Origin of the sequence: Corynebacterium sp. HMSC073H12, from assembly GCF_001837775.1 — a bacterium.
GTDB classification, from domain to species: Bacteria; Actinomycetota; Actinomycetes; order Mycobacteriales; family Mycobacteriaceae; genus Corynebacterium; species Corynebacterium amycolatum.
Genome location: NZ_KV834023.1, coordinates 334,547 through 355,514, shown reverse-complemented (window position 1 = coordinate 355,514; position 20,968 = coordinate 334,547). Strand labels below are relative to the sequence as shown.

The window sequence follows — 20,968 nt, the reverse complement described above, 5'->3', positions numbered from 1 at the left end:
AGTAGTTCGGGGCTGAGTTCGGTTCTGAACTGGGCTTTTATTCAGTTTGGCTCGCGGAATGTTTGGCTTTTCAAGGTCCATGTTGTGTTCATGGGGTGAGCCTTGATTCTCCCACGTGGAAAGTAATTTCTGCGTGGGATTTTTGTGTTTCTGGGGCCCGGAGTGCGCGGCAATCGCGGGGTAATAGACAAAAGTGTGTCTGCTCAGCGTGTTGACCGGCGCGTCGGCGGGTGGGCGCCTTCGATACTTACCTCAATGCGAGTTACTGACCGCGTTTATGTCAGCGACGGCGGGTCGATCCGAGTTACTGACTGCGTTTATGTCAAAAATGGCCCGAAAAATGGCCTGAAAGTGTCATAGACTCGCACAGTTTCACATTTGCAGCCCGCAATCACGCGCCCGCTGCGCCCGCTGCGGTCTGTCATGGCCAGTCACTGGGATGGTCATGGCCAGCCGCAGAGCAGTCGTCGGGTCTGCCATCGGGGTCCCCCCCCACAGCAGCCCCTTCAGTCACACCCAAAATCCGCCCGATACTTGAGGATTCCACGCGACAAACTAGATTGTGTGTACGGTATTCCTTATATTCTTCATATTCTTTCCAGATAATCTTCCGGGAGAACGCGGCCGGGAACTGATTTGAACTGATTGGAACCGGTTGGAACCGATTGGAACCGATCGCGGGCTTCTCACAGCTGAAGCCCGGCCAGAGTCCGGCCAGGAACCCCAAGATTTAAACGAAAACCAGAACCTAAACAGTCAAAAACATTCAACGTTGCAGGATAGAAAAACTTCTATGGCGAATTCAGACGGCCTCAAGCGCCTTGTAATTGTCGAGTCGGCGACGAAAGCTCGCAAGATTCAGCCGTATCTCGGCGATGATTACATCGTGGAGGCGTCGGTGGGCCACATTCGCGACTTGCCCCGTGGCGCAGCCGACGTTCCGGCTCGTTACAAGAAGGAGCCCTGGGCTCGTCTGGGTGTGAACGTCGACAACGGATTCGCTCCGTTGTATGTCGTCAGCGCTGATAAGAAGAAGAAAGTCGCCGACCTGAAGGCCAAGCTCAAGGAAGTCGACGAGCTCTATCTCGCAACTGACCCTGACCGTGAGGGCGAGGCTATTGCCTGGCACTTGCTGGAGGTTCTGAAGCCCAAGGTGCCGGTGCGTCGCATGGTGTTCCATGAGATCACCAAGCAGGCCATCTTGGAAGCCGCCGCCAACACCCGTGAGCTGGACCAGAACCTGGTCGACGCCCAGGAAGGTCGCCGTATCCTCGACCGTCTCTACGGCTACGAGGTCTCCCCGGTGCTGTGGAAGAAGGTCATGCCGCGCCTGTCGGCAGGCCGTGTGCAGTCGGTGGCAACGCGTGTCATCGTCGAGCGTGAGCGCGAGCGCATGGCGTTTATCTCCGCTGAGTACTGGGATGTCGCCGCCACTCTGGACACCGGCTCGACTTCTGCTGACGCCAACCAGCCGAAGGAATTCGTTGCAACCCTGACCAGCGTTGATGGTCAGCGCGTAGCGCAGGGCCGAGACTTCGATGACCGTGGCCAGCTGAAGAAGTCCGATGGCATCCGGGTCGTCGATAAGCAGCTCGCCGAAACCCTGGCGGCGGACCTCGTGGGCTCTGAGCTCAAGGTCGCGTCGGTGGAGGAGAAGCCGTACACGCGCCGTCCGTACCCGCCGTTCATGACTTCTACGCTGCAGCAGGAGGCGGGCCGCAAGCTGCATTACACCTCTGAGCGCACGATGCGTGTGGCGCAGCGTCTGTACGAAAACGGTCACATTACCTACATGCGTACCGACTCCACGACGCTGTCCAAGGCCGGTATTGACGCCGCGCGTAAGCAGGCGCTGGAGCTCTACGGCTCGGAGTACGTCGCCGATGCGCCGCGCCAATATTCGCGCAAGGTGAAGAACTCGCAGGAAGCTCACGAGGCAATTCGTCCGGCTGGTGAGACATTCGCTACGCCGGGGCAGCTGGCGGGATCGTTGGATGCCGAGGAGTTCAAGCTCTACGAACTGATTTGGCAGCGCACGGTCGCCTCGCAGATGGCCGACGCACGCGGCACGTCCATGAAGGTCACCATCGCTGGCGCCACCGATACTCACGCCGTCGAGTTCGCCTCCACTGGACGCACGATTCGCTTCCCGGGCTTCCTCAAGGCATACGTTGAGGTCTCCGCGCTTTCCGACGGCCGCAAGGTCGCCGACAACGCTGAGAAGCGTCTGCCACAGTTGACGGAAGGCCAGGGCCTGACGGCCACGGACTTCAGTGCCGACAGCCACTCCACCAACCCGCCTGCGCGCTTCACCGAGGCCAGCTTGGTGAAGAAGATGGAGGACCTGGGAATTGGTCGTCCGTCGACATACGCGTCGATTATCAAGACCATTCAGGATCGCGGTTACGTCTACTCCCGCGGCAACGCTCTGGTGCCCTCGTGGGTGGCCTTTGCCGTGGTGGGGCTGATGGAGGAAGCGTTCTCCGATCTGGTCAACTACGACTTCACCTCCGAGCTGGAGGATGAGCTCGACGGCATTGCTGCGGGCAATAAGGATCGCACGACCTGGCTGACCGGTTTCTACTTCGGCGATGACAAGGATCACCGCCACAAGGGAGCCGACGCCATTGCGACCCATGGTGGCCTGAAGAACATCATCGACGTGAACTTGGAATCGATTGATGCTCGGAAGGTCAATTCGCTCCACCTTCTCGACGATGCCGAGGGTAACCCAATCATCGTTCGCGTTGGCCGCTATGGGCCGTACCTGGAGCGCACGCGCCCGGGTGCCGGTGAAAACGGTGCCGACGAGGTGCAGCGCGCCAACATCCCGGAGGCCATGACTCCGGACGAGCTGGATCTGGCTGCTGCCGAGAAGCTGCTGGCGATGCCGCAGGGCGGCCGTGAGCTGGGCATTAACCCGGCCAATGGTCGCATGATTGTTGCTCGCGATGGCCGCTACGGACCGTATGTCACCGAGCTGGTCACCGATGAAGAGCGCGAAGGTGTCGTAGCCAAGGCTGAGGAGATCATCGCAGCTGAGCGCGCCGAAGAGGACGCTCAGCGCGCTGCCGAGGGCAAGCGAAAGAAGAACTGGGAAACCAAGACCGCTGCCAAGCAGAAGGAAAAGCGCACCGCGGAAATCATCGAGGAAACTCTGAAGCCGAAGACGGCCTCGCTGTTTTCCTCCATGGAGCCGTCGACCGTCACGCTGGAAGAGGCTCTGAAGCTGATGAGCCTGCCGCGTGAGGTCGGTGTCGACCCGGTCGATAACGAGGTTATTACTGCTCAGAATGGCCGTTACGGTCCGTACCTGAAGAAGGGCACGGACTCGCGTTCACTGGCTAACGAAGAGCAGATTTTCACCGTGACATTAGACGAGGCGCGTCGTATCTACGCTGAGCCGAAGCGCCGCGGTCGCGCTGCTGCGAAGCCGCCGCTGAAGCAGCTGGGCGACAACGATGTCTCCGGTCGCCCGATGTCGGTGAAGGATGGCCGCTTCGGTCCGTACGTCACCGATGGCGTCACCAATGCTTCGCTGCGCAAGGGGGATACGCCTGAGACTCTGACCGATGCCCGCGCCTGCGAGCTGCTGTCTGAGCGCCGCGCGAAGGAAGCCGCAAACGGTGGTGCCAAGAAGGCGGCGAAGAAGTCGACTCGCAAGACCACGAAGAAGGCTGCGAAGAAGACCTCAAAAAAGACCGCTAAGAAGACGGTCAAGCGCACCACCAAGCGAGTGGTGAAGGCAACGCGTAAGGGCAAGTAGCGCATTGACCGTTAGCCGCGGCAGAGGCTAACTGGGTGCAGAGCACTTAAGCTGCCGCCGCGCCTTAAGCGCCCGCCGCGTCCGCCGCACCCGGCGCACCCGCTGAGACCAGTGCCCCTTGCGGAGCTGGCTTGGGGCCACCGAACCCGGCCAACTCCGCACGCATCGTCGGCCCGTACGACAGCCGGCGATGCACCTTCTCAAACGGTCCCTGCATCCCGCGTCGCTCCATTGCCCACGCGGCCAACAGGGTCACCAACCAGACGCCTACAGCGATGAGTGTTTGCACGAACGCGCCCATGTCTCGCGGGATGTCCAGCATAAACGGGTACACCAGCACAAAGAAGATCACCGACTGCATCAGGTAGCCCGTCATCGAACGCTTGCCGAGCGCCACAATCGGCACCAGCCAACCAGGCACAGCGGCGCCCTCGTTCAGGCGTCGCTGGAGCGGCTGCAGCGCCAACGCCAGCCCGGCTAGGATGCCAGGACCGGCGAACACTCCGGCAAAACTGTTGATTGTTAGGTAGATCATGTGCTGTTCGGACGGAAGAACATCAATCGCGGTCAGCCCCATAGGGATACCGACACCGAAGGCGACAATCACTGCCACCACGAGCCACCGAATAAGCAGGGGGCGGTGCGCGTCGACGTCGTCAAGCACGCCCTTGCGAGCCCACACGAAGCCGATCATCATCACCGGCAGGTAGATGAACAGCTGTAGCGGCAGAGTAGTGATGCTCATTGTCAGGGCCTCGAGATTCGCGGCGAGCATATCCGGATAGCTCGTTTCGATTGCGCCGCCGTGGACTAACTCGCTGATTTCTGCGCCGACCAAATCATCGTCGGGGACTACGAACGCGACCGCCAGAAACAGCAGGCTCAATACCGCATTAATTGTCAACGCAATCCACGCGAGGATCGTCAGCACTTTGTTGCTAAGCCCCATAAGCAGCCCCAGGATGATGCCGCAGATGCCGTAGAGAAACATGATGTCGCCAAAGAACAGAAACAGCATGTGCGCGATGCCGAACAGCCCCAGGAACGCATAACGCTTTACGACGACCACTCGCGCCCGCGACCGTGGAAAGTTTCTCCTGGCCAAACTGCGGACGATGAGTCCCACACCGAAGCCGAGCAGCGTTGCGAACATCGGCAGCCCGCGATTGTGTGCGGTCACAGCGGTAAAAAGCACGGTGGCTTTGTCGGCGATGCTGTCGTTTATGACGCCGCCGAAGAATGCTCCGGGCAGCTCGGGGCTTGCAACCAGCCAGGCAGTGGCAATGTTCGCGATAGCGATGCCGAGAAGAGCGAATCCGCGCGCAGCGTCGGGGACGAGCATGCGAGGTCTGGGGTTGGTGCTAGAGCTGGAGCGGCTGTCAGTCATTCCTCCAACGTAAAGGATTTGTGGGAGGGTACGCAGGTTGGCGAGACCGACGAGTCCGCTGCCCCCTAGGCCTCGTCGGCAAGCGTCGGGCGCACCGGGCGCGCAAGCTGCGTCATATGCGTGCGGCCGCGCAGCTCCACGGACTTCAGGGTGGTCCAGCGAGCCTGCTCGTCCTCGTTGGCCAGGCGGATAGTGGAAGCCGTGGCGAGCACGCGGCCCGGGGTGTCCTTGGCCAGCTCGGTCAGACGAGCGGCCTGGTTAACCGCGTCACCAATGACCGTGTACTCAAAACGGTCACGAGCACCGATGTGGCCCGCGACGACATGACCGGCGGAGACGCCAATGCCAGCGCTGAGTTGGAGGTCGAGCAGTTCCTCGCGCAGTTCACGGGCGGCGGTGAGGGCGTGACCAGCCGTGTCGTCGAGGGGTAGGGGAGCGCCGAAGACAGCCAGAGCTGCGTCACCCTGGAACTTGTTGATAATGCCCTTATTGCGGTGCACACAGTCGACAACGTGGTCGAAGAAGGCATTGAGTTCGCGGACGACGACCTCTGGCGAGTTCTTCTCCGCGAAGTTGGTTGAACCAATTACATCCACAAACAGCACCGCGACCAGGCGATTCTCGCCGCCCAAAGTTGGCTTTTCTTCCAGAGCCTTGCGGGCGACCTCAGATCCGACGTAACGGCCAAAGAGGTCACGGACCCGCTGACGCTCCTGCAAGCCACGCATCATTTCATTGAAGCCTGCCTGGAGAACGCCCATCTCGGAGCCGTCGTAAATAGGCACGCGCGTATCCACCTGGCCCTGGCGGACCTTGTTAATTGCGCCCGTGAGATCCCGAATCGGGTCAACGATGGACATGCTGGCCAGCATCGTGCCGAAATAGCCGGTAATCAGAGCCAGAATTGCCAGCGCGGTGATGGTGGGCAGCAAATCTGCCGCATCATCTGTGAATAGGCCACGGCGCTGACCAATCAGCACAAGCAGGATTGCCACCACTGGAACACCACTGGTCAACACCCATGTCTGGCGCAGGCGGTGACCAATCGGTGGCTCCAGCGAGGAATCCGGAGCCCGACGCGCCAGCGCCTCCACGGCGACCGGACGCACCATGCGCTCCGCAATCAGATAGGTCAACAGCGCCACCATGGCGCCACCGAGTACCGAGGTGAGCAGCACCATCATGCCAATCTTGCTGTCATAGGCGAACGCGACTCCGCTGAAGACAATCACGCCCAAAGACCAGATGACGGTACCCAAAAGTGCCTGGTAGACGGGCACGCGCATGACCAGATATCGCACCCGCCGCGGATCGTGCATATCCGGATGACGCTGCCACTTCACCAGCGGTTTGAACAGGATCCAGGTAGTGCCGATACCCGCGATAATTGCCAGAACCAGGTACCCAGCCAGGGCATAAATGACACCATTAGCCAACCGTGGCAAGTGAGTTTCTTGGTTCAGTGGCAACAGCATGCCGAGGAACAAGCCGACAATCATGGCTCCGACAAGGTTGCAGACGAAGATAAATGAGGCATAAGCAGGCCACATTGTCCCGCTTAGCCATTTCAGATTTCGCCAGAGCCGTTGCATGACTACTACCTTAGTGGCAACCCCGGATTGCAGGGAGTAGTTACCTCACAAGAGTCTTGTGGGGCGCGCTAGAGTTGTGGCCATGACAGAGCCCATGACAGAGCGCAGCGTGTTTTCTCGTATGCCCGAAACCGGTGGGGTTCGCCAGCGGCTGCAGGCTGCTGTGCGCGCTGCGCATTATCGCTTTGCCAATGGTCAACCGCTGGCAGGCGATGGGGCGGAGGTTTCGCCGGAAGGTGGGGACGCGGGGTCGTCGTTAAGCGATGTGCCACGTGACTCGGACATGACGCACGCCTGGCTGTTCACTGGCCCTGCGGGGTCGGGGCGGTCGGTGACGGCGACGGCGTTTGCGGCGGCACTGCTGTGCACGAGGCATGACAACCCCGGATGCGGCGAGTGCGAGGGCTGCCGGACGGCGCTGGCAGGAACGCATGGCGACATCAAAATCGTGCGCCCGGAGGGCACTATTATCTCGGTGGCGACGGTGAGGGACGAGCTGCGGCCCTGGGCTTACAAGATGCCCACGACGGCGGATTGCCGCGTGCTGATCATCGAAGACGCCGACCGGCTCAACGAATCCGCCTCAAATGCGCTGCTCAAGGTGGTGGAAGAGCCGCCTCTGCGCACCGTCATCATAATGTGCGCACCAACGACGAACGCGGAGGATTTCTCCGTTACGCTCCGTTCGCGCTGCCGCCATGTCTATGTGCCGACGCCGCATATCGACGACGTCACAAACCTCCTGCGCGCCGAGCGGCCAGAGCTTACCGACGAGCAAGCGGTCTGGGCCGCGACGGTGTCCAATGGTCACATTGGGCGTGCGCGTGGCTTTGTCTCCGATGAGGGCTCGCGTGCTTGGCGGGGTAAGGCCCTGGATTTCGTGGAGGCCGTGTTCGATCCGGCGAAGTCGTACGTGGCGGCGCGTGAGCTGGCCAACGAAGTAGCAGGCGAGGTCAAGCGGCGGATGGAGCCACTAGAGGCTGAGGAGCTGGAGAACCTCGAGCGCTCACTGGGCGTAGGTGCGTCCGGCAAGGGTGCGCAGGCGGCACTGCGCGGCTCTAAGGGGGTTATCAAGGAGCTGGAGGAAAATCAGAAGCGGCGGCGCAGGCGCGCGGAGTCAGATCTGATCGACCTGTCGTTGACCGACATTATGGGGCTTTACCGTGACGCCCTGGTGCTGGCGTTTGGGGCGGAACGTTCTGGGCCGGCTTCTGGCGCTGATTCCGAGTTTGGGGATGGCTCCGTCTACCTCATAAATCCAGACCGTCGTCGGACAGCCACGGAGCTAGCCCGACGCCTTCCGCCAGAGGCGATATTGGCCTCCATTGATGCTGTCACCGAGGTGCGCGGCATGCTCGTGACTGCGGTGAAGTTGACGGTCTTGATGGATGAATTGATGGCTAAATTGCAGATTGCAGGGCAGGTTGGCCGCAGGTAATCCGGGAGAAGCTCCCAATTTAGCGGCCTGTAGGCCCCATTTTGGTAGCGATGGGGGCAGTGCAGTAGTATTACCGCTTGTACATTTTGTGCAGGGTTATTTCTGCTTGCTTGAAAGCTCGGCGCAATGTGCGTGCCGCCTTAGCTCAGTCGGTAGAGCGTCTCACTCGTAATGAGAAGGTCGCGAGTTCGATTCTCGCAGGCGGCTCGGTGTGAAACGGGATCCTTTTAAAGGGGTCCCGTTTTTTTATTTTTTGGAACGATCAAACATGAGTAGAGCAAATCCAGCGGCAGGCCGAGGACTGCGGTGATTCTCCGAGACGAACGGGGGAGGAAATCTCGGAGCCGGCGACTCTCAATCGAGTGTTTGCTACTGTTACTCAGCACATAGCAGGTACGCGGAAACTAGGAGAACGCACTATGCGGCAGCCCGGACACCAGGGACTAGCAGTGCAGCGATCAGCAAGACGACTAGCTGTGGCTTTGGTGGCTGCGGCAATTTTGCCAGCCGGTCTTGTAGCTTGCACCATCGACACGGAGGCTTCCAAAGCAGGAAGCGCTCAGCAAGCTGCGTCGACAGAAACGCAAACGTCGTTGGCAGCTGAAGAAGAGGCCATGCAGATGCCGAACCCCACTCCGCCGAATGAGGAGTCTGCAATGCCTGATTCTGCTAACCCCGACGCAGTCGCTCCGGGCGATGCACAACAACAGCAAGCTAATCGCGCTACTACGCGTGCCGACGGCTCCAGCGCTGTAGCCGGCAAGGTCATCTACCTCGACCCGGGACACGCCGGCACCCCACCACCAGCGGACATGATGGTCACTGACGGCCGCGGTGGCCAGAAGCCATGTAATACCTCCGGTACCGCTTCCAACGACGGCTTCCCAGAGCACGAGTTCAACTGGCTGATGGCGCAGGAAATCAAGCAGCTGCTCGAACAGCGCGGTGCTCAGGTGCTACTCAGCCGCGTCGATGACACCGGTCGTGCAGATTGCATCGATGCCCGTGCAGAGAAGGAAAATGCCTCCAACGCCGATGCCGTGGTGAGCCTTCACGCAGATGGTGCTGGAGAGGGCAACCGCGGATTCCATGTGTCTGCAATCTCTCAGCCGCTCGCCAATAATGACGAGCAGGGATCTACCGCGCTGGCAACCGCGCTGCGCGATGCTTTTGTCGCAGCCGGTTTTGCTCCATCCAACTACCTCGGTAGCCAGGGGCTGAATCCGCGCGCTGACCTCACCGGACTCAACCTATCGACGAAGCCAAAGGCACTGGTCGAATACGGCAACATGCGCGATAGCAGCGACATTGCCCTCTTAAACTCCAACGAAGGCCGTCAGCGCTTGGCAGAGGCCACTGTGGCTGGGTTGGAAGGATTCTTGGCGCAGTAGCCAACCTGCGCATCCAGACCGTAGCTACCTCACACCAGTCACCGCCACAGCAGCCACCACAGTGTCCACCACAGCGGCCAACCGGCCAACCCGCTAACTAGCCGGGGTTGCCTTAGCTTTCGGTGTCATCGCGTCGTAAGGCTCCATCATTGGGATATCCAGCATCGTGCTGGGGGTGCCAAAGGCGTCGACAAGCACCTCAGACCAGGGGCCAAGGGAATCAACAAGATCGGCCAAGCCCGCCCGCGCGCCCTTGGTGCGAGTACCGGTGAGCAGTGACTGCTCCAAGAACCAGCCGGCGTTATCGCAGACCACCGACAGGAAGAACACATCGCGAACCTGCTCGAGCACTTCTTGAGAGCGCTCATCTGTGAGTGTGGATTCAGCTTCAAAGAACGCTTCCAAAATCATGCGATCGATATGCGCCCACGCGCAGGAAATCATGTGGTCCTGGACCTTGTCCACCAGCTTCGCGGCCTCTTCCACAGGCAGTTTCCGCGCCGGGCGCAGCCTGCGAGCAAGGGACTTGAGAAGTCGATTCTCGCGCTCGATGAGCAGTTGCATCTGGCTGGCGGGGTCAAAGAGCGAGGATTCATCAGCGTCAGTCAGCGCATCCAAGAGGTTCTGAACGACGGCGTCCGCACCAGTGCGACGGCGCAAAATGCCACTGAAATTGTCGAGGCCGAAGCGCACCATTTCCAGGTTGGAAAAACTCTGTACCTCCCGGGCAAAACCACCTAAGAGTTCCTTGGTGACCAGCTGCAACATCACCACGTTGTCGCCCTCAAAGGTAGTGAATACGTCGGAGTCCTCTTTGAGAATGGTCAACAGGTTCTCTGCCATGTAGCCAGCTCCACCGGTGGCCTCACGCATCTCCTGGATGGCATCGGTGGCATGCGCGGTGTTCGCGACCTTCAATGCGGCAGCATGCGCCTCCGCTTCACGCAGATCGCGAGCCTGCTCCGGGGTTAGATTCGCGCGATCTAGCCCTTCCGCTTCGAGGTCGTGAATCCGCTTGATCAGCAGATTGGTGGCAAATTGCAGACCGTACGAACGAGCAACGCGGGGGAGCAGCCGGATTCGGTGCTGGCGGTGCTCAATGAGCTTCTTTTCCGGCAGCGAATCGTCGGGAGCAAATTGGCGCCGCAAGTGGGCATACTTGGTGCCGATGGTCAGTGCGGTGCGGGTTGCCGCACCAGCGGCCGCACCGACTGTCACGCGGCCGCGCACGAGAGCACCGAGCATCGTGAAAAACCGTGCATTGGGGCTGTCAATATCGCTGGTGTACTCGCCAGCAGCTGACACATCTGCAAAGCGGTTAAGCAGGTTCTCCCGCGGCACGCGGTAATGGTCGAACATGAGAGTGCCGTTGTCCACGCCCAAGAGGCCACCCTTGGTGCCGTGGTCGCCAATCGCAACCCCGTCGACAGGCGAACCGTCATCATTGCGGATCCGGGCAACAATGCAGTGCACACCATGGGATTCTTCCTGCCCTGGTGTGTAGAGCTGGCAAAAAACCGCAGCCCAGCGCCCATCGCGCGCGGCGTTGCCCAAAAACCATTTCTCAGAGGAAGCTGTCGGCGAATTGAGGATGAATTCTTCCGTCTCGGGGTCGTAATGTGCCGTGGTTTCGAGTGATTGCACGTCCGAGCCGTGGCCGCGTTCGGTCATCGCAAAGCAGCCGAGAGCCCGCAGCTCAATGAGGTCACGCACCAACTCGCCGTGACGCGCAGTCCCCAGATTGCTGACAGCGCCGCCGAAAAGGCCCCACTGCACTCCGGACTTCACCATCAACGACAAGTCGGTGTGGCCGAGCATTTCAATCCCAGAGAGTGTCCCGCCGGTATCTCCTGTGCCTCCCTGGTCAGTGCGGAAAGCACCATAGGGCATGCCGGTCTTAAGCACCTTGGACAACGCCTCGGTGGTGTGCTGCCTGGCCTCCTCCACGGTCAGCCCAGAGGTGGGCCGCAGGGTGGGGTCTTCTAAAAGGGCGCGGACATCAGCGCGCGCCTCGGGGAAATAGCCGTCCAGGACCTTTTGCAGTGCGCGTGCCACTTCCGGTTCAGGACGAGAGGGGAGTGTCTTCGGGGCGTCGGTCGAGCGACGGCGGGGGATTCGCGTGGAGCTGGAAGAATTCTGTGCCATAACCCAACGTTAATGGGATATCTGGGGCTTGTCAGTCGCTTTCGACTGAGAAACTCATGAGGAAATCGGGACCGAGGAAAGAGAAAACGGGTTACCGGGAGAAAAAGAAGGTGGAAACGCAAAAGCCGTCGTCAAGCAAATGCTGCGTTGTGCAGTGCTTAACGACAGCTTGCGTAATCAGACCCTCGGTGGGGGCAGAGCCCTTAGCGGTGGGAACTAGACGCGCGACTTAACTTCGTCGAGGTTAGTTTCCGGGTGCTCGATCAGGTCTCGGTCTTCGAGACCCTTCGGCAGCAGGAACAGGGCAATCAGTGCCGGGATAGCCATGGCCATCAGGTAGACGGAGATGTAGAACGGGTTGCCGGTGGCGTCCATGATCATCTGGGCAATCATCGGAGCGAATGCGCCACCGAGGACGGCGCCGATGGCGTAAGCGATGGAAGCGCCGGAGTAGCGGACCTCAGCCGGGAACATCTCGGAGTACATGGCTGGCTGCGGGCCGAAGGTCAGGGCCAGTGGCAGGGTGAGAACTGCGACGGTCATGATGTACAGGAACGGACCCTGGTCCAGGATGCTCCACATGACGGCCTCCCAAATCATAATCACGACGTAGCCGATGATGAAGGTCTTAGCGCGGCCGATGCGGTCGGACCAAGCACCGGCGATGAACATGAAGATGGTCCAGCAAATACCAGCGACGAGAGTACCGGTCCATGCGACGGTTGCGGGGTAGCCCAGTGTCTTCTGTGCGTAAGCGCCGAAGAATGCGATCACGAGGTAACCGGTAGCCTGCTGAGCAGCGAAGATCAGAGCACCCTGGATGACCTTGCCCCAGTGGTTGCGGAAGAGCTCCGGCAGCGGAGCGGAACGCTCGGCAGACTCAGTCTGCATAGCCTGGAAGACCGGGGACTCGTCAACGGAACGGCGAATCATGTAACCGATCAGAACCAAGATGAAGGACAGCAGGAACGGCACACGCCAGCCCCAGTCCATGTAGGCTTCCTCGCCGACGATTGCCATAACAATCAGCATGGTGCCGGTCGCGAGGGTCAGACCCAGCGGAACACCGGCCTGCGGGAATGCGCCGTAGAGACCGCGCTTTTCCTTCGGTGCGTACTCCACGGACATCAGGGCTGCACCGCCCCATTCACCGCCAGCGGAAATACCCTGGAAAACTCGGAGGAGAACCAGCAGGATAGGTGCGGCGATGCCGATTGATTCATAGGTCGGTAGCAGGCCGATGCAGAAAGTAGCCGCACCCATGCCGATGAGGGTGAAGACCAGAATCATCTTGCGGCCGTAACGGTCACCGATATGGCCAGCAACAATAGCGCCAAGTGGGCGGAAGAGGAAGGAAATACCCAGGGTTGCCCAGGCGAGCACCTGAGCGACCTGTGGGTTCGACTGTGCAGCCGGCTCGATGAAGTGCGGAGCGAGCACGATAGCTGCGGCCTGAGCGTAAATCAGGAAGTCATAAAACTCGATGGTCGTACCCACGAGAGTTCCCGTGAGCACCTGGCGGCGCTGCTTGGGATCAGTCGCGATGATCGAAGTAGTCATAAATAACAAGACTTTCTTTACATACCCGTCCGCACGGCCAATCGAGGACCTTGGGGATCTCGGCGGTCTCGCAGAAATCGCCCCAGGTTTTTCTCAGCCAGCGTTTGGGGAAAGGACAGAATGTTTGACGGTGTCGAATTCTTACACAGCCTGACCGGTAGCGCCCAGCGTTTGAACTTCATTTCGTGATGGTCAAAAGTGAACGGCGGGGGTAGTGGGGGGTTGGTGAATAGCGGTAGATGTCCTTTGTTTGTGATCGATTTCTCTATTTTTGTGTCCGGAAAGGGTGGAAGCGGGGGTATGTGAAGGATATGGAAAGGGCATAGCTTGGCGACGGGCCGTTTCTGGCCTAATTCATGGAGTCTGGCGACCGTTTGCATGTGTGGTTGTTGTAAATAGGGGAAATCTGCGTTTTATGGCAGTTCTGCTACCCCCATACTGGATTGATTTGTAATTATATAATCAGAAATGATGTGAATATTGTGGCAAAAGTGACGCAAGATATGACGGAAATAACGGGGCGATAACGATGTAGTGTCGAAAAGGGCATTGCCCCTGGATGGGGCAGGGGGTTGGGGTCGGTAATATGCCACCCCGAGACGGGGGTGTAAGCCCCAGGTTTCAGGGGCACATGTGTCGATGTGCCGAAAACAACCCGAAGTGTCAAAACTGGGCACGCCGGCCCACTAGCCGACTCAGTTGCTCCGCCCCGCTTGCTCAGCTACCTGGGCTCACCTCTTGTGGTTAGCCCCGGTGGCTTAAATTTCCACCATTGGGCGTAACGCGCAGGGGAGCCGTCGTAATGTAAGCGACATGTCTTCGCACGCAGGAACTAACGGCAATGAAAATGAGGTACCTCACGGTAGGGCCGAAGCCAATAAGGGCACGCCGATGTGGTTGCTCGCCGCAATTGCAGTTTTCGCCGTCGCGTGGGGTGGCAACGAATTCACGCCGCTGATGGTGATGTACCGCGAAAATGCCGACCTGGCGCCGGTGTTCATTGACCTTCTATTGCTGGTCTACGCCCTCGGCATCGCGCCGGCACTGCTGATTTCTGGCCCAATCTCGGACCGTATCGGCCGTAAGCCGGTGATGCTCGCCGCGCCGGTGCTCTCGATTTTGGGGTCGACTCTTATCGCGTTGGGCGAGACTACCGCCCCGCTCATCCTCACCGGTCGCTTCATCTCAGGCCTAGCGGTCGGCATTGTCATGGCCGTGGGCGGCTCGTGGGTAAAGGAACTCTCCGATCCGCGCTTTGACCCCAAGGCCAAGTCCACCTCGGGAGCGAAGCGTCAGTCCATGGCACTGACCTTGGGCTTTGGTCTGGGTGCGGGAATTGCCGGCACGCTGGCGCAGTTCGCACCGCTGCCCGGGCAGCTGGCTTATATCATCCACATCCTGATTTCTATCCCGACAATCTTCGGTCTGTTGGCTGTGCCGGAGACCCGCCAGTCGCCGCACCTGGGCGGCAGTAATGCTCCGCGCGAGACCCTCTGGGAGTCCCTGCGTACCCCATCGGTAACTAACCGTCGCTTTCTGCTCGTTGCTGCAATGGGCGCACCGTGGGTCTTTGGTGCAGCCGGTGTTGCCTATGCAATCATTCCGTCACTGCTGCAGGAACATGTCTCTCAGCCAGTGTTCTACTCCGCGATAGTCACGCTGTTCGCACTGCTCTGTGGCTTCGGCATCCAGCAGATTGGTCCCCGCTTTGTGACTGATTACAACGCGCGTGGCTCGCTGATTGCCATCGGTATCGTGATTATCGGTATGGGCTTGGCCACCTGGATGTCCACCAACCCCACCGCAGTGACGGCGTTCATTGCAGCGCTGGTGTTGGGCGCCGGCTACGGTCTGTCCATGTTTACCGGCCTCAACGAGGTACAGCGCATCGCTGGCCCACGCGATATGGCTGGTCTGACCGGTATCTTCTACTGCCTGACTTACATCGGCTTCGCATTCCCGGCAATTCTGACCAAGCTCTCCGAGTCCATCTCCTGGATGACCTACCCGGTCATGCTCGGTGGCGGTATGGTCATCGCCATCTTGATGGGCTTGGTTATTCTCTTCAATTCCACTGTCAACCTGCCACAGCGCGCTGAGTAATCTCGCATTCCTCGGAAGACTAATCAACCCCGTCAATGTGAGGTTGGCACACGTATAAGCGGTTTTCCTTACTAAGCGCCTATAGTTCTTCCTATGGAGAAGCACAAGAACGAATCACCGGCCACCGCGATGACAGAATCGTCGGCAAGCGCGAAACCACGCGCGCTGGTGACGGGTGGTGCGGGATTTATCGGTTCGACGCTGGTTGACCGGCTACTGGCTGAAGGGTATGCGGTCACGGCGCTGGACGATCTCTCCCACGGAAAGCTGGAAAACCTCCAGCAGGCATCGCTTAACGACGACTTTGAGTTCGTAGCCGCCGATGTGCTGGAGGTGGACTGGGACGAGCTGCTCGAGCGTAGCCGTCCGGAAGTCATTTTTCACCTCGCAGCGCAGATTGATGTGCGGATTTCCGTGGCCGACCCGGTGCGGGATGCGACGCTGAACATCATTGGCACAATCAAACTTGCCGATGCGGCCCGAAAGCACGGTGTTCGCAAGGTTGTGTTTACATCTTCGGGCGGTTCCATCTACGGCACGCCGGAGGAGCTTCCGGTGTCGGAGAACGTGCCGGTCAATCCGCTGAGCCCCTATGCCGCCTCAAAGGCGACGGGCGAACTGTACTTGAATATGTTCCGTAATCTTTACGGGCTCGAATGCTCGCACATCGCGCCGGCGAATGTGTACGGCCCGCGGCAGGATCCACACGGCGAGGCCGGTGTGGTGGCTATTTTCGCTCAGCGACTGCTGGTGGGAGAGCCGACCAAGGTATTCGGTGACGGAGGAAATACCCGCGACTATGTCTATGTCGACGATGTGGTGGATGCTTTCTACCGCGCATCCGGCGAGGTCGGTGGTGGAATGCGCTTTAATATTGGCACCGGTGTAGAAACCTCGGATCGGCAGCTGCACTCGTTGGTGGCGCAGGCTGCGGATGCCGAGGATAATCCGGAGTTTGCACCGCCGCGCACTGGTGATGTGGCGCGGTCGGCGTTGGATCCCACGCGGGCGCGTGAGGTACTCGGCTGGGAGCCAGCTATGAGTATTCAGGAAGGTGTTGCTCGTACTGTGGAGTACTTCCGGAATCAGGGCTAGCGCAGCTTACGCGGTCGGCTTCGCGCAGTCGTCCGCGTAAGTTAGCCGTGAGTCAGCGCAGCTTACTTGCCAGCTTCTTCCATGCGCTTAGCGTGGATGAGAGCCAGCTCGATATTGTCCTCGAACACGTCGAGAGGCTGTGCGCCCGAGACGAACTGAGTACCAACGAGGAAGCCCGGAGTACCGGAAATGCCCAGCATGGAACCGAACTGGGTGGCATTCTCGACCGCCTCGGTCCACTTGCCGTCCTTAAGCTCCTTTTCAAAGCGCTTCATGTCCGGCACACCGGCCTCGCGAGCGACGGCAATCAGTTCCTTTTCAGTGAACTCCGGGTGGCCCTGGCCCTTTTCGCCGGCCTTCTTAAACAGCGCACGGGAGAACTCCCAGAACTTGCCCTGAGCTGCCGCGGCACGGCCGGCCTCAGCGTCCTTGATGGCCTTCTCACCATTGATGGCCATATCGTTCCACTCCAGGCGGACCAGTCCCTCATTGACGTACTTTTCCACGAGGGCAGACTCGGTTTCGTTTGCGAACTTCGCGCAGAACGGGCATTCGAAGTCCGAGTAGATTGAGATTACGACCGGCGCATCCACTGCACCGAGAGCAAAAGGATCATTTTCATTGCGGCGGTGGACATTGTCCATATCCTCCGGGGACTTCAGCTGCGCTCCCGCCTTTGGGCCGTAGATGCTGGCGTCGAAAGAGCCATTCGGGCCAGGTACAGGCGCAATTTCCCCCTTGCCTGGTGCAACGCCCGCCATGTTGACGGTGCTCACGCCGTTGAAGCTAGCCGAACGCGAGCCAGCGAAGAAGCCCGCTGCGCCGGCAACGATCAATGCGACGACAGCTAGCGCCCATGCGGCGTTCGGAATCGAGTACCACGACTTGGTTTTTCCATCACTGTCGGCAGACCAGGACTCCAAGTCCTGCTCAGTGGGTACCGGCTGAGAAGCCTGCTGGGGTTCCTGCAGTGTCTCCTGACGTGCTTCATCGGCCGAGGGCTGCTGCGAATCGCCGCTATGGTCAGCGGCGATGTTGTCCTTATTTTCTTCGCTCATGGCTTCTATGGAACCACAGCCTCAGATTCACATGCGCTTAGCGTGCCGATTAGTCGGACGGAGCGTTGTTCTCGACGTTTGTCGCGCTGTCTTTTTGGCTGTTGTTCTGGCTGCCCGAAATCACAATTTCTTCTTCCGGACGCACAGCGGTCTTCAAGGCCACTGCACGAGCCAGTCGTGCGTAGCGCAGCTCCTGTTCGCGGAAGCGAATGTAGGACGACACCGTGGTAAACACGAACGCCAACACCAGTACGTAGAGCAGCAAATCGGTGCCCCGGGTCACACCAATCCAGTTGGCCACCACGGTCAGATCGTCGGGACGCACGATTGCCCACAGACACGCGATGACGAAAACGACGAATCCCAGTTTCACACCCGCCTTGGCGCGCGCTTTACGACGGTTAGCGACGAAGTAAGCGACCAGGCCCACCATCGCCAGCAGCAAAATAATTTGAACGATGGATGCGGTCATGGCAGCCTCTTCGAAATCAGGGAGTCGGCAAGGATATTGACACCGTTGAACAAGGATTGTCCTTTGGACATGGAGTATTCCGTGTAGAGGATATCCACCGGCTGCTCAGCGGTACGCCAGCCTCTGTTGTCCATGACCTCGACAAATTCGGAGGCATGGCTCATGCCGTTCATGCGTAGGTTCAGTTGCTCTGCCACCGTGCGGTTGAAGGCGCGCAGGCCGTTGTGGGCGTCGGTAAGCCCGAGTCGGCGCGTGCGTGGTGACAACATGACCACCGTCTTGAGGACAATTCGCTTAATCAGCGGCACCTGGTCATCCTCGGCGCGAGGGCGGCCGAAACGGGTTCCCACAATGATGTCGATTGGTTCGGTGCGCAGTCGCTGCACCATAGCGACGACGTCCTTGACCTGGTGCTGGCCATCGGCGTCGAAGGTGACAAAGTACTTCGAGCCAGCCTGCGCGCGAGCGTATTCCACGCCGGTCTGGATAGCCGCCCCTTGACCCAAATTGACAGGGTGGTTGACCAGGTGAGCGCCAGCCCTGTGGATCTCCAGGCTGGAGTTATCCGAAGAGCCGTCGTTGACCGCGACAATGTTGGGGAAGGTCTCGCGAGCGTGCTCGAGAACCTCACGAATAACCTGGCCCTCGTTGTAGCACGGCACAATCAGCCAGGTGTCCGAGAAATCCATGTTGTCAGTCATCGCTCCGAAGCCTACCGCACAAACAATCGTCGATATGCGCGTGACATGAGCTGAGTTGGCAAAAGTCGGAAAAGTGTCCGCACCGCCAAGTTAAACACCGCCCGCGGCCGGGAAATCAGTCCCTCAGCTACCAGCGTGCGCTGGAGCTGGCGTTCACCGCGGATGATGCCGCGCGAGGTTCGTCGCTCGAACATGCCGTCGGCGCGGAAGTACACCAGCGGCTCGGGCAGATTCTCAAACTTCGCGCCGGCGGCCATGAGGCGCACCCAGAGGTCATAGTCCTCCATCAGACGGATGTCGCGATACCCGCCGACCTCACGCACCTTCGCCGTGCGCAGCATCGAGGAGGGGTTATTTACAGGCGAATTGATCTTGATATAACGCGCAATTTCGGCGTGAGTCTGCGGCAGAGTCCGCACGCGTACCACATTGTTCGGCGTGCCCTCGAACTCCGCCATTGCACTGCCCAATACATCCAACTCCGGGTCAGCGGTCAGCGCGTCCCACTGCTTTTCAAATCGGTCCGCACGCGCAATATCGTCCGCATCCAGCCGCGCCATCCATGGTGTTTCCACCAGCTGAAGACCCGCCTGCGAAGCCACTCCCGAGCCACCATTTTCCGCACACCGCAGCACTGTCATCTCCGAATGCGCCTGTTCATGCTTGACGACGACCCGGTCGAGTTCCTGCCCAATCGGGCCATCGATGACCACAATGACGTGCGCAGCCGGACGCGTTTGGTTCCACAGCGACTGCAGCGCAGCATCGAGCTGGTCGGGGACGACGCGGTGGTAGACGGTCATGAGAACCGTGAGGTTAGTGATGGTGGACATGTGAGTCTCGAGCCTTGGGAGTTACAGGGGGATAAGGACGGTGCTTTTTTTGGGGGGGCATCGGATGCGGGTGGTGTTATTCCACCGCAAAAGCCTCCGATACGGCTGACCTGGCAGCACGTGGGGAAAGTGCGCGCAGCGCAAGCAGGTGAATGGCAACACCTACTGCAGAGCCTACGGTGATAGCCGCGACCGTGCGTACCGACAGGTGCCCAGGGAGGAAAAGAATGGCAACGGCGATCGTGGTCGCAGCCAACCAACCGATCAGATACATATGGTGCTTTTCCACTGCCAAGGTGACCGAGCCGGTAATCATCAACATGGCGGTCAGCGTCGCACCGAGCGTCAGCGCCGCGAGCACCGGCCCGGACACGTGATAGCTATCGTCCAGGATGAGAGTCATGATCCACGGGCCGATGAGCCATGCCAGGCCCGCCCCGAAGGTGCCGAAAGCAGCCAGCGCCCCCAACGGCTTGGCCAGCGCTGCCAGCACGCCCTCGGAGCGGTGCCGGACAAAGCTCACAATGATGGCGTTTTGGAACTTCTCCAAGGGCATGAGCAGCGGAGCGCGGGTCAGCGTTACGGCGTAGGCGATTCCCGCAATGGTCACTGCTGCGGTGAAGTTGTTGGCATGCGGCGGGGAAAGTGACTCGGCTATCCCGGCGCCAGTGGTGACCGCTTCGCCGGCAATCTTGACGATTGTCGGAAAACCTGTGACCAGCACAGCAGATGCGCCAGATGCGCCCATGGCCGTGACCATGAGAGTGATGAAGCGGCGCACCGGGACGTCGGCACGCGCGAACATGACTGAGCGGGTTGCCGAGGAAAACAGCGCGAGAATAAGCCAACTGACTGTCCCGAACACCGTAATAATCAGCCAGGCCAGCAGACCCCAGCCGAAGTACCAGGCGACGAGTGCCAGTGCTACGCGCACGAGAATGTCGATCATGATTAGGGCGGCGTAGGGGCCCCACAGCTGGCGGCCGCTGAGCAGACCCGAGGTGGTGGCCTGCATGGAGTACAGAGCAAGGCCACAGGCCATGAGCAGAATTGCAGTGCCGGCATCATCCTGCACGACCAGTGGGGCCCACAGCGGACCCGTCACTGCCATGGTGATGAAAGTAACTGCGGCGACGCACAGGGAAACTGTGATGGGGCGAGCGCCGAGAGTTTGACCCGCTTCCGAGGCTTCCCGCTCCCGCCCCTGATCTTGCTTCCGCTCCCGTGATTCCGCAGCACCGATTGCGCGCGTGGTCTCCTGCATCAGCCCGCCGAGAACACCCGTGAGTGCGAAGAAAAGCCCCCAGAACGCCACAAACTGCAGATTTACTGCATTGGGAAGTGCGCGGGCCGAAATAATCAGTACCGCGAAGCTGCCTATCGCCGCGACAATCGTGGCCAGCGACAACCATTTGAAACCGGACATT

At 59.7% G+C, this 20,968-nt stretch carries 14 protein-coding genes and 1 tRNA gene; 6 read left to right on the top strand and 9 right to left on the bottom strand.

All coding sequences use genetic code 11. The features are described from left to right. The first annotated feature begins 793 nt into the window (after positions 1–793). Positions 794–3,766: a type I DNA topoisomerase gene (topA, locus tag HMPREF2708_RS01575; RefSeq protein WP_070831384.1), complete on the top strand. Its 2,973-nt coding sequence runs from the start codon at positions 794–796 to the stop codon at positions 3,764–3,766. A gap of 64 nt (positions 3,767–3,830) precedes the next feature. Here topA and HMPREF2708_RS01570 read toward each other — a convergent pair whose 3' ends face one another. Next, positions 3,831–5,153 (bottom strand): DUF418 domain-containing protein, encoded by a 1,323-nt coding sequence (locus tag HMPREF2708_RS01570; RefSeq protein ID WP_246840290.1) that lies wholly within the window; start codon positions 5,151–5,153, stop codon positions 3,831–3,833. 65 nt (positions 5,154–5,218) lie between these two features. Beyond that, positions 5,219–6,745: an adenylate/guanylate cyclase domain-containing protein gene (locus tag HMPREF2708_RS01565; protein ID WP_180950665.1), complete on the bottom strand. Its 1,527-nt coding sequence runs from the start codon at positions 6,743–6,745 to the stop codon at positions 5,219–5,221. A gap of 82 nt (positions 6,746–6,827) precedes the next feature. Here HMPREF2708_RS01565 and HMPREF2708_RS01560 point away from each other — a divergent pair, with 82 nt between their 5' ends. From HMPREF2708_RS01560 to HMPREF2708_RS01550, 3 genes are all read left to right on the top strand, one after another. Beyond that, positions 6,828–8,183: a DNA polymerase III subunit delta' gene (locus HMPREF2708_RS01560; RefSeq protein WP_070831381.1), complete on the top strand. Its 1,356-nt coding sequence runs from the start codon at positions 6,828–6,830 to the stop codon at positions 8,181–8,183. 134 nt (positions 8,184–8,317) lie between these two features. Continuing rightward, a tRNA-Thr gene (locus tag HMPREF2708_RS01555) sits at positions 8,318–8,390 on the top strand. A 212-nt stretch (positions 8,391–8,602) separates the two neighbouring features. Continuing rightward, positions 8,603–9,574: an N-acetylmuramoyl-L-alanine amidase gene (locus HMPREF2708_RS01550; protein WP_070831378.1), complete on the top strand. Its 972-nt coding sequence runs from the start codon at positions 8,603–8,605 to the stop codon at positions 9,572–9,574. Between the two features lie 93 nt (positions 9,575–9,667). Here HMPREF2708_RS01550 and HMPREF2708_RS01545 read toward each other — a convergent pair whose 3' ends face one another. Both HMPREF2708_RS01545 and HMPREF2708_RS01540 read right to left on the bottom strand, forming a co-directional pair. Then, a complete protein-coding gene (locus tag HMPREF2708_RS01545) occupies positions 9,668–11,719 on the bottom strand; it encodes an acyl-CoA dehydrogenase family protein (protein WP_070831374.1) in 2,052 nt (683 codons plus the stop codon). 216 nt (positions 11,720–11,935) lie between these two features. Further along, positions 11,936–13,279 (bottom strand): MFS transporter, encoded by a 1,344-nt coding sequence (locus HMPREF2708_RS01540; protein ID WP_049192966.1) that lies wholly within the window; start codon positions 13,277–13,279, stop codon positions 11,936–11,938. Positions 13,280–14,092: 813 nt separating this feature from the next. Between HMPREF2708_RS01540 and HMPREF2708_RS01535 the strand changes: the two genes are divergently transcribed. Together HMPREF2708_RS01535 and HMPREF2708_RS01530 are read left to right on the top strand one after the other, a co-directional pair. Next, a complete protein-coding gene (locus HMPREF2708_RS01535) occupies positions 14,093–15,382 on the top strand; it encodes an MFS transporter (protein WP_070831371.1) in 1,290 nt (429 codons plus the stop codon). A gap of 129 nt (positions 15,383–15,511) precedes the next feature. Further along, on the top strand, positions 15,512–16,477 hold the full coding sequence (locus HMPREF2708_RS01530) for a GDP-mannose 4,6-dehydratase (protein WP_070831470.1): 966 nt from the start codon (positions 15,512–15,514) through the stop codon (positions 16,475–16,477). Positions 16,478–16,539: 62 nt separating this feature from the next. Here the strand turns inward: HMPREF2708_RS01530 and HMPREF2708_RS01525 are convergent, their stop codons facing one another. From HMPREF2708_RS01525 to HMPREF2708_RS01505, 5 genes are all read right to left on the bottom strand, one after another. Beyond that, on the bottom strand, positions 16,540–17,535 hold the full coding sequence (locus tag HMPREF2708_RS01525) for a DsbA family protein (RefSeq protein WP_070831368.1): 996 nt from the start codon (positions 17,533–17,535) through the stop codon (positions 16,540–16,542). A gap of 49 nt (positions 17,536–17,584) precedes the next feature. Further along, positions 17,585–18,007 (bottom strand): DUF2304 domain-containing protein, encoded by a 423-nt coding sequence (locus HMPREF2708_RS01520; protein ID WP_049192968.1) that lies wholly within the window; start codon positions 18,005–18,007, stop codon positions 17,585–17,587. Next, positions 18,004–18,696: a glycosyltransferase family 2 protein gene (locus tag HMPREF2708_RS01515; RefSeq protein ID WP_048732520.1), complete on the bottom strand. Its 693-nt coding sequence runs from the start codon at positions 18,694–18,696 to the stop codon at positions 18,004–18,006. Before HMPREF2708_RS01515 ends, HMPREF2708_RS01520 begins: the two co-directional genes overlap by 4 nt. 23 nt (positions 18,697–18,719) lie before the next feature. After that, on the bottom strand, positions 18,720–19,541 hold the full coding sequence (locus HMPREF2708_RS01510) for a glycosyltransferase (RefSeq protein WP_070831365.1): 822 nt from the start codon (positions 19,539–19,541) through the stop codon (positions 18,720–18,722). Between the two features lie 76 nt (positions 19,542–19,617). Further along, complete coding sequence (locus tag HMPREF2708_RS01505; protein WP_070831362.1) at positions 19,618–20,967, bottom strand: lipopolysaccharide biosynthesis protein; 1,350 nt, start codon at positions 20,965–20,967, stop codon at positions 19,618–19,620. Between the last annotated feature and the right edge of the window lies 1 nt (position 20,968).